This is a genomic window from Rhizobium sp. CFBP 8752 (assembly GCF_014842035.1).
Lineage (GTDB): Bacteria > Pseudomonadota > Alphaproteobacteria > Rhizobiales > Rhizobiaceae > Neorhizobium > Neorhizobium soli.
This window is the reverse complement of sequence record NZ_JACYUZ010000001.1, coordinates 1,645,102-1,658,101: the sequence shown is the minus strand read 5'-3', so window position 1 is coordinate 1,658,101 and position 13,000 is coordinate 1,645,102. Positions and strand designations below refer to the sequence as shown.

The 13,000-nt window shown below is 59.4% G+C and carries 12 protein-coding genes; 8 read left to right on the top strand and 4 right to left on the bottom strand.

Annotation, left to right across the window (positions count from 1 at the left end; genetic code table 11):
* Positions 1-4: 4 nt before the first annotated feature.
* Positions 5-619 carry a GTP cyclohydrolase I FolE gene (gene folE, locus IFT59_RS07885; RefSeq protein WP_062458053.1) on the bottom strand — a complete coding sequence of 205 codons (615 nt, stop codon included), beginning with the start codon at positions 617-619 and terminating at the stop codon, positions 5-7.
* A 289-nt stretch (positions 620-908) separates the two neighbouring features.
* Between folE and IFT59_RS07880 the strand changes: the two genes are divergently transcribed.
* From IFT59_RS07880 to IFT59_RS07865, 4 genes are all read left to right on the top strand, one after another.
* Complete coding sequence (locus IFT59_RS07880; protein ID WP_062456964.1) at positions 909-1,358, top strand: iron-sulfur cluster assembly scaffold protein; 450 nt, start codon at positions 909-911, stop codon at positions 1,356-1,358.
* Positions 1,358-1,714, top strand: a complete 357-nt coding sequence (gene yidD, locus IFT59_RS07875) for a membrane protein insertion efficiency factor YidD (protein ID WP_092662328.1) — start codon at positions 1,358-1,360, stop codon at positions 1,712-1,714. Before IFT59_RS07880 ends, yidD begins: the two co-directional genes overlap by 1 nt.
* A 210-nt stretch (positions 1,715-1,924) precedes the next feature.
* Entirely contained in the window at positions 1,925-3,925 is a 2,001-nt protein-coding gene (thrS, locus tag IFT59_RS07870) for a threonine--tRNA ligase (protein ID WP_092662330.1), read from the top strand.
* Between the two features lie 106 nt (positions 3,926-4,031).
* Positions 4,032-4,874, top strand: coding sequence for a lysophospholipid acyltransferase family protein (locus IFT59_RS07865; RefSeq protein WP_062580687.1), 843 nt, complete (start codon positions 4,032-4,034; stop codon positions 4,872-4,874).
* Between the two features lie 15 nt (positions 4,875-4,889).
* Here the strand turns inward: IFT59_RS07865 and IFT59_RS07860 are convergent, their stop codons facing one another.
* Positions 4,890-5,879, bottom strand: a complete 990-nt coding sequence (locus IFT59_RS07860) for a hypothetical protein (protein WP_174196665.1) — start codon at positions 5,877-5,879, stop codon at positions 4,890-4,892.
* 108 nt (positions 5,880-5,987) lie between these two features.
* Here IFT59_RS07860 and IFT59_RS07855 point away from each other — a divergent pair, with 108 nt between their 5' ends.
* The 3 genes from IFT59_RS07855 to IFT59_RS07845 all read left to right on the top strand — a co-directional run bounded on the left by IFT59_RS07855 (position 5,988) and on the right by IFT59_RS07845 (position 8,447).
* Entirely contained in the window at positions 5,988-6,563 is a 576-nt protein-coding gene (locus IFT59_RS07855; protein WP_192086570.1) for a nitroreductase family protein, read from the top strand.
* Between the two features lie 4 nt (positions 6,564-6,567).
* Positions 6,568-7,170, top strand: a complete 603-nt coding sequence (locus tag IFT59_RS07850) for a flavin reductase family protein (RefSeq protein ID WP_192086569.1) — start codon at positions 6,568-6,570, stop codon at positions 7,168-7,170.
* A gap of 149 nt (positions 7,171-7,319) precedes the next feature.
* Entirely contained in the window at positions 7,320-8,447 is a 1,128-nt protein-coding gene (locus IFT59_RS07845; protein ID WP_062458049.1) for a DUF2336 domain-containing protein, read from the top strand.
* 2 nt (positions 8,448-8,449) lie between these two features.
* Here IFT59_RS07845 and IFT59_RS07840 read toward each other — a convergent pair whose 3' ends face one another.
* Complete coding sequence (locus IFT59_RS07840) at positions 8,450-8,887, bottom strand: hypothetical protein (protein ID WP_062456943.1); 438 nt, start codon at positions 8,885-8,887, stop codon at positions 8,450-8,452.
* An 83-nt stretch (positions 8,888-8,970) separates the two neighbouring features.
* Positions 8,971-10,179 (bottom strand): AI-2E family transporter, encoded by a 1,209-nt coding sequence (locus tag IFT59_RS07835; RefSeq protein WP_113110498.1) that lies wholly within the window; start codon positions 10,177-10,179, stop codon positions 8,971-8,973.
* A 265-nt stretch (positions 10,180-10,444) separates the two neighbouring features.
* On the opposite strand from IFT59_RS07835, the gene IFT59_RS07830 reads away from it, so the two are divergent.
* Complete coding sequence (locus IFT59_RS07830; protein WP_430243510.1) at positions 10,445-12,991, top strand: HWE histidine kinase domain-containing protein; 2,547 nt, start codon at positions 10,445-10,447, stop codon at positions 12,989-12,991.
* The last annotated feature ends 9 nt before the right edge of the window (positions 12,992-13,000 follow it).

The following is a 13,000-nucleotide window of genomic DNA, read 5'->3' as shown; positions in this document are numbered from 1 at the left end:
GCGCTCAGCGGTTGCGGGCCATGGTAAAGAAACGCGCCTGCTCGGCTGCGTCGGTCTTGAACGCACCGGTAAACCGTGTCGTCAGCGTCTGAGATCCCTGCTTCTCCACACCGCGCATTTCCATGCACATGTGTTCCGCCTCGATCAGGACGGCCACACCGCGCGGCTTCAATGTCGTGTCGATCGCGCTGGCGATCTGTGCCGTCAAATTTTCCTGTGTCTGGAGGCGACGACCGTAGATCTCGATCACACGCGCGATCTTGGACAGCCCCAGAACCCGGCCCTGCGGAAGATAGGCAACGGTCGCCTTGCCTTTGATGGGCAGCATGTGGTGCTCGCAATGGGAGAAGAATGGTATATCGCGAACGAGAACCATATCGTCATAACCCGAGACCTCCTCGAAGGTCCGGCCGAGAACCTCTTCGGCCGACAGATCATAGCCCGAAAAGAGCTCGCGATAGGCTTTTGCAACGCGCTTCGGCGTATCGAGCAAACCCTCGCGCTCCGGATCGTCGCCGGACCACTGGAGCAAGACGCGCACGGCGTCCTCAGCTTCCTGCTGGGTCGGACGAGGCTGTTTCTGGCTGGAGGCCGGAAAATTCTTCAAAATAGCATCCATCTTGTGTCCCTCGATGCGGGCCAGGGCCACATCCGATCTCACTATGGTAAAAAAGCTGATCGCCATGGATCACGCCGGAATACCAGTTTCCTGACTTTTCGTCTGCGCGTTCCGAATTTTCAAGGCATACCATCGCCGTTTTCGCGCGTTTCTCGAAAACGTGTTTCCTTGATAATTCCCGTCGCGGACAACATATAAGGGCCTAATCCAGATTGTGGTAGGTCATCCCGGTAGACGGTGCGTTCGATCGGTCGAGCGGATGTCGAGGACGATGACGTGAGCGAGCGACATGGACGAGATCTATAACCAGAAAATTCTTGAGTTTGCGGGGAACATTGGCCGCGCGGGTGCAATGGACGATGCGGATGCGACGTCCGAAAAGCACTCCAAGCTCTGTGGTTCAAAAGTTCGTGTTTACCTGAAAGTCAGTGACGGCGTGGTGAGCGACTTCTCTCACGAGGTGAGGGCCTGCGCCCTTGGTCAGGCGTCGTCGTCGATCATGGCACGGCATATCGTCGGCGCGCCGGTCGACGAACTGCGCCAGGCGAGGGTCGACATGCTGTCGATGCTGAAAGAGGGCGGCGAAGGCCCGGTCGGCCGCTTCGAAGACATGCGCTACCTGAAGCCTGTGAAGGATTACAAGGCCCGGCATCCGTCTACCATGCTGACGTTCGATGCGGTCGTTGACGCGCTCGATCAGATCGACGTCCGCGACCGGGCCGACAAAGCGACCGCCTGATGTGCGGCTCGCCGGATTGTGACCACGACACGAAACGCGGCGGGCCCTATCGATCGCGCAACTGGCAGGGCCCGTTCAAAAAGACGCCCGGACGCCTCGCCGGTATGGGACTGATCCGGTTCTATCAGCTCACTCTTTCCGGCTTTGTCGGAAACGGCTGCCGCCATATTCCGACCTGTTCCGAGTATGGCTACGAGGCGATCGCCCGACACGGGCTCTGGCCCGGTCTCTGGATGACACTGTACCGAGTCGCGCGCTGCGGTCCTGGTGGCTCCGGCGGACTGGACCCGGTTCCGGACCTGCAGAGGCAACGCCAGGTCTGGTGGATGCCCTGGCGCTACTGGCGTCATGGATAAGCGTGACACCAGCCCAGCTATCTCAAAAGGCGTCAGTCCTTGCAGCTCGCCAGAGCTCGGAAGCTAAAGGCTTTCCGACCATCCGTTCGCGGGTTCCAAACCTTTACTAACGGCCCGAAACACACTATCACCGCGCCCGTTGCCGGCCGGTCGATCTGGCCATTTTACCACCACCCGCATTCGTTGGCGGGACTGGACAGGAGATAGAACATGTCCCAGGTTTCCCTCACATTTCCCGATGGCTCCGTCCGCACGTATGATGCCGGCACGACCGGCCGTGATGTTGCCGAATCCATTTCGAAGTCGCTTGCCAAAAAGTCTGTCGCGATCGCGATCGACGGCACCGTGCGCGATCTCTCCGACCCCGTCGTCGACGGTCAGATCGAGATCGTTACCCGTACGGACCCCAGGGCACTCGAACTGATCCGCCACGATGCAGCGCACGTGATGGCAGAAGCCGTCCAGGAGCTCTGGCCCGGCACGCAGGTGACCATCGGTCCCGTCATCGAGAACGGCTTCTATTACGATTTCGCCAAGGCCGAGCCCTTCACGCCGGACGACCTGCCGAAGATCGAAAAGCGGATGAAGGAAATCATCCAGCGCAACAAGCCCTTCACCAAGGAAGTCTGGCCGCGCAACAAGGCGCGCGAGGTGTTTGCAGCCAAGGGCGAGGCCTACAAGGTTGAACTGGTCGATGCCATTCCCGAAGACCAGGATCTGAAGATCTATTATCAGGGCGACTGGTTCGACCTCTGCCGCGGACCGCACATGGCGTCCACGGGCCAGATCGGCACGGCTTTCAAGCTGATGAAGGTGGCTGGCGCCTATTGGCGCGGCGACAGCAACAATGTCATGCTGACGCGCATCTACGGCACGGCCTTTGCGGAGCAGGAGCAGCTCGATAACTACCTGCATATCCTGGCTGAAGCCGAAAAACGCGACCACCGCAAGCTCGGCCGCGAAATGGACCTCTTCCATTTCCAGGAAGAAGGCCCCGGCGTCGTCTTCTGGCACGGCAAGGGCTGGCGCATGTTCCAGACCCTGACCTCCTACATGCGCCGCCGTCTGGCCGGCACCTACGAAGAGGTCAACGCACCGCAGGTTCTCGACGCGTCTCTTTGGGAAACGTCAGGTCACTGGGGCTGGTATCAGGAAAACATGTTCGCGGTGAAATCCGCTTACGCGTTCACGCATCCGAAGGACGAGGGAGCGGACAATCGCGTCTTCGCACTGAAGCCGATGAACTGCCCCGGCCACGTGCAGATCTTCAAGCACGGCCTCAAGTCTTACCGCGAACTGCCGATCAGGCTTGCCGAGTTCGGTCTCGTTCACCGCTACGAAGCATCCGGTGCTCTCCACGGCCTGATGCGCGTGCGCGGCTTCACGCAGGACGACGCCCATGTGTTCTGCACGGACGAGCAGATGGCAGCCGAGTGCCTGCGCATCAACGATCTCATCCTCTCCGTCTACGAGGATTTCGGCTTCGAGGAAGTGGTCGTGAAGCTCTCGACGCGTCCCGAAAAGCGCGTTGGCACCGATGACCTCTGGGATCGCGCCGAAAGCGTCATGACGGACGTTCTGAAAACCATCGAAGAACAGTCCGGCGGTCGCATCAAGACCGGCATTCTTCCAGGTGAGGGCGCCTTCTATGGCCCGAAGTTCGAATATACGCTGAAGGACGCCATCGGTCGCGAATGGCAGTGCGGAACGACACAGGTCGACTTTAACCTGCCGGAGCGCTTTGGAGCCTTCTACATCGACGCCAACTCGGAAAAGCAGCAGCCGGTGATGATCCACCGCGCCATCTGCGGCTCGATGGAACGGTTCCTCGGCATTCTGATCGAAAACTTCGCCGGTCACATGCCGCTGTGGTTTGCGCCAACGCAGGTCGTCGTCGCGACCATCACGTCGGATGCGGACGATTACGGCCGTGAAGTTGCCGAGCAGTTGCGTGACGCAGGCCTTCAGGTCGAGACCGACTTCCGCAACGAGAAGATCAACTACAAGGTCCGCGAGCACTCGGTGACCAAGGTTCCGGTCATCATCGTCTGCGGCAAGAAGGAAGCCGAGGAGAACTCGGTCAACATCCGTCGTCTGGGGTCGCAGGCGCAAACGTCGATGACGCTTGAAGAGGCGATTCGGTCGCTTGCGGAAGAAGCGACGCCGCCGGACCTTCGCCGCCGCGCAGCACTGAGAAAGCGCCCGGCCTGATCAAGACCAGCGCCCGCGGGCCATGTCCGCGGGTGCTGTCAAAAAACTGCAATCGTTTTGTAATATTGCCTTCTCATCGGATGCGCCTTTCCGTTGGGAGACTGATTTGCGGTTCAGGGAACTTTCCTACGCCAATGACAGGGATCCGCGCTTCAAGCGCTGGTTCATCCGGTCTATCGAGGGGCTCTCGGGACGCGATCGTTTCGCCCGGCTGTATGATATCTGGCGCACCGACATCGTCGGCAAGAGCGACCGCGTCTTCGGCAAGATGCTCGATATCATCGACGTGGGTCTCGAGATCGAAGGCGCATGGCCTCCCGAAGAACAGCTGCAGTCTCCACTGGTCATCGTTGCAAACCATCCGTTCGGCATCGGAGACGGAATTGCCGTGCTGGCACTTGCCGAACAGCTCGGCCGACCTTTCCGCGTGCTGATCCACAACGATCTCCTGAAGGTTCCTGAGATGGAACCCTATTCGCTGCCCGTATCCTTCGAGGAGACGAAGGAGGCGCTGGTGCTGAACATGCACACGCGGAACGAAGCGATACGGCTGCTGAAAGACGGCACGACCATCATTATCTTTCCAGCCGGCGGTGTCGCAACCGCGAAGAAGGGCTTCGGCATTGCCGACGACCTGCCGTGGAAGATCTTCGCCGCAAAACTCATTCAGGCTACCAGGGCCAACGTGGTTCCGGTCTATTTCGAGGGGCAGAATGGTCGGCTCTTTCATCTGGCCAGCCGGATCTCGATGACATTCAGGCTGTCGCTTCTCATCCGCGAGTTTAAACGCCTGTCTGGAACGTCGATCACGGCACGGGTGGGCAGGGTGATGAGCTGGGACGATATGGCTGGGACCACAGACCGCAAGGAGTTGCTCGGTCTGCTCCACAGTGCCGTCTTCTCCATGCGACCCGTCAGACGTCAGCGGTTTCTCAAGAAGGCCAGTTGACCCAGAAAGCCGATGTCAGTCGGGCACGACGGCAGCGGTCGTGGCATCTGACGGGTTGGCGTTGCGCATCAACACCTCGACATCCACGTTGTTACCAGCCGTCACCTTGAATTCGCGCTGATAGATCTTGTCCTTGTTGCGGGCAACGGCGAGATAGTCGCCCTCGGCCAGCACCATGGAGGGCAGGGCGCTGACGCTTTCGTTGACCACGTCGCCCGCAGCCGTCAGCACCGACCAGGCCGTGTCGGCGATGGCTTCGCCACCCGGCTGAGACACGAGCTTCAGCGACACCTCCGCGGCCTTGTGCTGCAAAACAGCCTGCGTCAGCTTGCCCGCTTCCACCTGGATGTCAGCACGCACGACGGCGTTGATGTCACCGTACTCAGAAACCACGTGATAGGTCCCTGTCGCAAGCCGCACGATGGTGTTGGGCTTCACCTCCGACATTACGAGGGCCCGATCGCCGTTTTCGCGGACTTCGGCCGCATAGACGGAGAAGCTCAGCTGTGCCGGTGGGATAGTCTGGTCCGCTCCGGCAACCGCGTTCAGGATGAACCCGCCGGCATCAAGGACGAGGGTCTGTTTCTGGAAGTCGCCTTCAGAAGGTACAGTTACTTTTTTCGTGACGCCGGCGCGGCCGAACGCGACATTCACGAAATAATCACCCGGCGCCAGCTGGAAAGCGGCGGATCCGCCGTCGGAGCTTGCAACAAGCGGAAGCTTGCCGTCCACACCGGCAATCGGGCTGAACACGCGCCAGGCAAGACCTTCCTGCATCACGTCGCTGTCAGCCGTCAGCCTGGCATCAAACCGCACATCCTTCGCGATCGAGCCGGCGCTTTCGCCCGGTGTGGCCGAGAAGGCGTTCAGCTTGGGCATCTTCCCCGTGCTGTCGAGCTGGCGGAAGCTTCCGAACGCATCGCTTTGCGCGAAACCCAGGTCGGCAGCGGTCAACAGCAGCAGGCCTGCAGCAGCGATACGGGTAACGAACGATAGGCCTGGCATCAGGATATGACCCGTTGACTCTTGTTTTGCGAGAAGCCACTTGAAGACGAACGTCCGGGCATTTTCAAGGCCTACCTCTATATCACGTATCGATCGGAAGCTTTCGACATGGAAAACAACCTGAAGCTCAGCGATTACCTGCAAGAGCGCCACTCGACGCCCGTTGCCCAGATCACAGGCCCGGGCCCATCGCAAGAAGAGCTCGAATCGATCTTGAGCATGTCGGTCCGCGTTCCCGATCATGGCAAAATCGCGCCGTGGCGCCTTGTCGTCTATCGGGGTGACGTTTGCACAAAGCTCGGCGAAACGTTCCTTGAACTCGCGCTCGCCGGTAACCCGGAGATGAATGAACCGGCCAAACAGGCTGAACTGACGCGTTTCACACGTGCACCGCTTGTCGTTGCCGTTGTCAGCACCGTGCAGCCCCACGTCAAAATCCCTGAATGGGAGCAGGTCCTGTCGGCTGGCGCTGTCTGCCTCAACATGCTGATGGCTGCAAATGCACATGGCTATGTTGCCAACTGGCGCACCGAGTGGGTGTGCTACGACGAGCGAGCCCTCGCCGCTCTTGGCATAAGGCCGGGCGAAAAGGTCGCGGGTTTCATTCATATCGGCTCGAGCGATTTCGCGACGCCGGACCGGCCGCGGCCGGCTCTTGCCGACATTGTCACCTACGCAGGTTGAACGCATGTTTTATCGCACCGACACAAACGCCCACGGCATGCGCCATGATCCCTTCAAGGCCATCGTGGCGCCGCGGCCGATCGGCTGGATCGGTACCAAAGGACGCGACGGTTCGCTGAACCTGTCGCCCTATTCTTTCTTCAACATCGTGTCCGATAACCCCAAGATCGTGATGTTCTCCTCGTCGGGACGCAAGCACAGTCTGAAGAATGCGTCGGACACGGGTTTTTTCACGGCAAGCATGGCTAGCCGCCATGTTTCCGAACAGGTCAACGCTTCCTCGGCTCCGGTAGATTACGGGGTGAATGAGTTCGACCTGGCTGGCCTCACCGCCAGAATGGGAGAGGTCGTCGACGCGCCCTACGTTGCGGAGGCCTATTCCGCGCTGGAATGCCGTCTTACCGAAGTGATCCAGCCGAAGGATCTCAAGGGCGAGCTCACCGACGCCTACATGGTGTTTGGTGAGGTGGTCGGAATCCATATCTCCGAAGACATCATCCGGGATGGCCGAATCGACATGCAGCTTGCCCGACCGGTCGGCCGCATGGGCTACCGTGACTATTCCGATGCCGGCGAGGGCGTGTTCGAACTGGTCCGTCCGACGTGAGATTCCATACTCTCGGCCTAGTTCAGGCTACGCGCGAGGTGCGTTGCGCCGGGTGTGGAACATGGTGAACCAATCTTAAACTTTTTGTCTCTACCGTGGCACCAGGCTGTTCCAGACGGAGCAGCAGCGTTGTGTTTCCGGGGCAGGTCGTGATCGTACAGGCATTTCTTCGTTGGGCTGAGACGGCAAGAGCTGGGGACCGTTCCCGCGCAGCGGATGCCCTTGGTCGAGCATATCTCCACGCGGCGATGGGGGCGGAAGAGCGCAAGGCTGCCGGATTGGCGATCACTTACCTTCTCGATGACCCTTCGCCGCGCGTACGTCTCGCATTGGCAGAATCGATCGCCGATTCGCCTCAGGCTCCTCGTGCAATCATCCTCGCGCTTGCGGAAGATCAGGTCGAGATCGCCTGTACGGTGATTGCCCGCTCGCCCGTGATCAGCGACTCGGATCTTGTCGACCTGATCGGCCGAGGCGATGGAATGACCCGGCGTCTGATCGCCTCGCGGCCAAATCTTTCCCGCGGCGCCTGTGCAGCACTTGCAGAAATCGGCGACGAGCCGGAAATTCTAATTCTGCTCGAAAGTGGCACTGCGTTGATCACAGGCATATCCCTGCGCCGGATCGCCGAGCGGCATGGACAGCGCCACGACATTCGCAACCTTCTGCTCGAGCGCGAAGACCTTCCTTCAGAAGCGCGCCACATGCTCGTTAGCCACATCGCGGACACGCTTCTCAACTGCGGTCTGGTCCGCTCGACGCTTGCTCGCGGCCGTATCGAATATGTGGGCCGCGAGGCCGACGAAGCGGCAACCGTTGCAATTGCAGGAACGACGTCCCAGCAGGAAGTGCCGGCACTCGTCGAGCATCTCCGGGCATCGGGACGCCTCACACCGTCTTTCCTGATCCACGCCCTTTGCCTTGGCAAAGCGGACCTCGTTGCAGAGGCGGTATCGACCCTTTCCGGGCTCGGAGAGCGTCGCGTGAGGCCTATCCTGGCGACAGGCCGCCTTCATGCCGTTCGCGCCCTTTTTGAAGCCTGTGGTCTGACAAGAGAGATTGCCGCCGTCTTCGTCGAGGCTGTCCTGCTCTGGCGCGACGCGTCGGCGGGTCGTTCCACCGCTGATGTCTGCGGTCGTTTGATCGAGAGGTTTTCAGGGGCTGCAGGGCAGCATCCGGCAGTCTCGGATATGATCCAGATGATCGAGAGACGGCATCGTCTGGAGATGCGGTTCGCCGCACGGGCCTATGCGAGCGAGTTAGCGCTTGCTGCCTGAGCTTAGCGGTCGAAACGCTTGGCAACCCACGAATAACCGCCTTCGACAAGCCTTACGGGCGTCGTCACGAGCGTCTTGACGCCTTCGGTCGTTGGCAAAACGTTGCGAACCCGCTGGATCGCACGGCTGGCCAGACCTTCCTTCTGCTTCTCGCTTACGTCGCTGTTTGGCTCGGGAGCCGCCGCTATCGGCTCGGACGCTTGATCCCGCACGGGAGGGGTTTGCGACTGCGTTGCTGTCTCGATCGCATCGTCCGGATTCTGGCAGACGGCGATGATCACCGGGTAAGGCTGATTGGCATAGGACGGTAGCCTGTCTTCGGAAACGGCATCGCACATGGCGACCGTTGGCCATCTCTGGTCGACCGTCGAGATGTAGCGGCAGTCCGTAGCCGAATCGTTGCAGCCCAAAATAGTCATGACGATGAGCGCGGAATTCATGCTGTTTTCCCCAATGGCGGTTGTTGGGGTTAGATTGCTCAATGATGGCGCCAGCGAGGCGTCACCGCAGCGGGGCTGAACGCTTAAGGCGTTTGCGCCTTTCGCTTATAGGCCCGCTCCGCCGCTTCGCTCGGCGACACCGCAAGGTCGGCCGATTGCACTTCGGTCGTCTCTGCCATCCGGACCTCGCGAATCCATTCCCGCCATATCGACACAATCAGCGCCATCAGAACCGGACCGATAAACAGTCCGAGAAAGCCCATGGTTTTCACACCACCGACAAGGCCGAAGAATGTGGGAAGGAATGGCAATTTGATGGGGCCGCCAACCAGGCGTGGACGAACCGTCTTGTCGACGATAAACAATTCCACCGCACCCCACGTGAACAGCCCGATCCCTGCGACGAACGAGCCGTTGGCAACGAGATAGGCAGATACCAGCGTAAACGAAAGCGGCGCGCCGCCCGGAATAAGCGCCATTACGCCAGTGATGACCCCAAGTGTCACAGGCGAGGGGACGCCAGCAATCCAGTAGGCCACGCCAAGCACGATGCCTTCGCCGATCGCAATCAACGTCATCCCGGTCACCGTCGAACTAATTGTCGCCGGTACGACACGCGAAATCCGCTCCCACCGCGACGGCAGGATGCGCTCACCAACGAGATCAATCTGGCGTGAAAACGATGCGCCGTCACGATAAACGAAAAACAGCGCGATCATCATGAACAGCATGGTCAGAACAAGATGGAAGACGCCATCTCCGGCAGCAATCACGGCGCGGTAGATATTGCCGATATTGGCTCCGCTAACGATCTGTACAAGCTCGCCGATAGCGCCGGGTGACCCAACATGCTTTGTCCACTGCAACCCGAGCCAATCACCGGCCCAGGGAAGGCCGATGATCCAGGCTGGAGGCGGCGCCCCGAACCTGTTCACTTCGACCGCCCAGCTGAACCACTGGCGCAGTTCACCCGTGGTGTAGCTGATCGCGACGCCGATCGGCACAATCAGAAAGGCGAGGATGAACAGAATGGCAAGCGTCGCGGCGATTGTCGTGTTTCCGCCAACGCGGGCCAAAAGCTTGCGATAGAGAGGCCAGCTGGCAAATCCGATGACAAGGGCGGCCAGAACCGGGACAAGGAAGCCGTAGAAGAAGTAGATCGACGCAGCAACAATCAGAACCAGAAGCCATCGAGCTGCCGATATGGCCGGTATCAGAGCAATGCGATTGGGAGAGACCGGTCCCAGCCAACGCGGTTCTCTTGGGGTGTTCCGATCATTTTGCGCGCTCACGATATACTGCCACTCCCGATTGCTGTCGCCGATATGGTGTCTCGGCCATTTTGCTGCAAGCCTACAATGGACCTCTTAACCTAGCCCTTCATCGTCTGCCTATCCTTTAGATACGATACAAATGTGAAAACACCGAACCATAACTTCATCTAGGGCATTGCGATGGCTAAGCCGTCTTTGTCAGCGCCCCTTGTTTCGGTAGAGCAGAACAATAGATAACCGTAACGTACGCGTGTTTTATAAGAGACGAGATCCAAGGACTTTAATGATGCTCAATGCGGAGGCGGTCGACCTTACAAATTGCGACCGCGAGCCAATTCACATCCCAGGGAGCATTCAACCGCATGGTTGCCTTCTTGCCTGCGACTTAACTGGCGCTGAGATTCTTCACCACTCTGCGAATGTCGGAGAAATGCTCGGTGTTGAAGGTGACATCAACGGCCGGCGTCTTGAAGACGTCGTCGGTGGCGAAGCGGCCCATTCGCTTCGCAACGCGCTCGCGACCTCTGATGATCCAGCACGCCCGGCGCTACGCCATGCCTTGCGACTCCCGTCAGGCAAAGCTTTCGACATCTCGTTGCATCGTTTCGATTCCAAGGTGATCATCGAGTTCGAGCCGGCTTCCAACGATGCCGACCAGCCGCTCGAAGTTGCGCGCATGTTGATCAGCCGCATTCGCAACATGAAGAGCATCGACAGGCTTATCGAGAACGCTGCAAGGCTGATGTTCGCCATGCTCGGATATGACCGCGTGATGGTCTATCGTTTCGAGGAGGAAGGGTCCGGCAAGGTCGTCAGCGAATACAAACGCCGCGACCTCGAGAGCTTCAAGGGCCAGTATTTTCCTGCAGCGGATATCCCGAAACAGGCACGCATTCTCTACATCAAGAACACCATCCGCGTCATCTCCAACGCTGACAACGAGCGTGTGGCCATCGTCCCTGAGTTGGGCGAAGACGGCCTGCCGCTCGATATGTCCTTCGCGCATCTGAGGAGTGTTTCGCCGATCCACTGCGAGTATCTTCGCAACATGGGCGTCTCTGCCTCGATGTCGGTGTCCATCATCGTTGATGGGGAGTTGTGGGGGCTGATGGCCTGCCACCACTATTCGCCAAAGACCTTGTCGATGCCCCAGCGCGTTGCGGCAGAAACGTTCGGCGAGTTCTTCTCCCTGCATTTGAGCGCGCTGAAACAGAAGCAACTTGTCGAAACGGCAAATCTTGCCAGACGTTCGCTCGACCGATTCCTTCAGATCGCTTCCAACCACAACGATATCAGCGGGTTGTTGAGAAGTTCACTGGATGATTTCGGCGGCATGCTACCCTGCGATGGGGTCGGGCTGTGGCTTGACGGGATCTGGACAGGGCAGGGGCTCGTGCCACAGGAGCATCTGGTTGCCGAACTGGCGGAACTGGTCGGCGGCGTCGCGGGCGGACGGATTTGGTCGACGGCCGAATTGTCTCGGTCGCTACCGTTGTCGATGATCTCGCCGGACGACGTGAGCGGCGTTCTTGCCATTTCGTTGTCCCAGCGCCCTCGCGACTATCTGTTTTTCTTCCGCAAGGAAGTCGTGCAGACCCTCGATTGGGCAGGCAATCCCGACAAGCAGTATACCAGCGGACCGCATGGGGAGCGACTGACGCCGAGGTCGAGCTTCGCCATTTGGAAAGAACAGGTGCGCCTCAAGGCTCAACCTTGGACCGATACGGATCTCGAGATTGCCGACGCCATCAGGGCAGTTCTTGTCGAAACCGTACTGCATCATAACGAACTGCTTGCGGACGAGCGCGGTAAGGCGGACGTGCGCCAGCGCATGCTCAACGAGGAGCTCAACCACCGCGTCAAGAACATCCTGTCTGTGATCAAGGCGCTCGTGGGGCATCCTGTGGATGACTCAAGACCGCTGTCCGATTACGTCGGCTCGCTGAAGGGACGCATTCAGGCATTGGCCTATGCGCACGATCAGGTCGTCCGCAGCGGCGATGGCGGACATCTGGCCGACCTTCTCGAAGCCGAACTCCAGCCCTATAAGGGAAGCGGCCGCATCGTGACGATGAGCGGACCGCGATTCTGGCTTGATAGCCGTGCGTTTTCCGTCATGGCCCTCGTCCTGCACGAAATGTCCACCAATGCTGCGAAATACGGTTCGCTCTCGGTATCTGACGGTCGGCTCGACATCGAGTGGGGCCGAAGCGCCGATGGCGACTGCGAGTTGACCTGGAAAGAAACCGGTGGTCCGGTCACAAAGGCGCCCAGTCGCAGTGGGTTCGGCAGTGTCCTTATCAGCCGCAGCATGCCCTTCGAGCTGGATGGACGGGCATCGGTCGACTATCCGCCCGAGGGCGTCAACGCGGTCTTTGTCATCCCCTCCAAGCACGTTCACGCAGATGATGACGCGGCATCCGAGGACGATCTCCACCTAGATGGGCTCGGCGGACGGACGGCGAGCGAGCGATCACTCGGCAATCTGGAGTTCCTTCTTGTGGAAGATCAGATGCTGATCGCAGCAGATGTCGAGGCGATGCTGGCGGACAATGGTATCGACAAGGTAACGACATCGCCTTCGGTCTCGGACGCGCTTCGCCGCCTCAAGGATTTCACCCCGGACGTCGCGATCCTCGATGTCAATCTGGGATCCGGTACGTCGCTTCCAATCGCGGAAGAACTTCTGCGTCGTCACGTGCCCTTCGTGTTTGCGACGGGATACAGCGATCGCTCGATCATTCCAGCGACATTTTCAGCGCCGGTTGTGCGCAAGCCTTATGAAGCGACGGCGTTGATTGCCGCCGTCAGCAAGGTTCTGGAACGATAGCTTCAAAAT

Bases quoted from the DNA above. Each gene is read 5' to 3' on its own strand.
- IFT59_RS07880 (WP_062456964.1), top strand. From the start codon at position 909: ATGGACGAGATCTATAACCAGAAAATTCTTGAGTTTGCGGGGAACATT.
- IFT59_RS07840 (WP_062456943.1), bottom strand. From the start codon at position 8,887: ATGAATTCCGCGCTCATCGTCATGACTATTTTGGGCTGCAACGATTCG.
- IFT59_RS07855 (WP_192086570.1), top strand. From the start codon at position 5,988: ATGGAAAACAACCTGAAGCTCAGCGATTACCTGCAAGAGCGCCACTCG.
- IFT59_RS07830 (WP_430243510.1), top strand. From the start codon at position 10,445: ATGATGCTCAATGCGGAGGCGGTCGACCTTACAAATTGCGACCGCGAG.
- thrS (WP_092662330.1), top strand. From the start codon at position 1,925: ATGTCCCAGGTTTCCCTCACATTTCCCGATGGCTCCGTCCGCACGTAT.
- IFT59_RS07860 (WP_174196665.1), bottom strand. From the start codon at position 5,879: ATGCCAGGCCTATCGTTCGTTACCCGTATCGCTGCTGCAGGCCTGCTG.
- IFT59_RS07850 (WP_192086569.1), top strand. From the start codon at position 6,568: ATGTTTTATCGCACCGACACAAACGCCCACGGCATGCGCCATGATCCC.
- yidD (WP_092662328.1), top strand. From the start codon at position 1,358: ATGTGCGGCTCGCCGGATTGTGACCACGACACGAAACGCGGCGGGCCC.
- folE (WP_062458053.1), bottom strand. From the start codon at position 619: ATGGATGCTATTTTGAAGAATTTTCCGGCCTCCAGCCAGAAACAGCCT.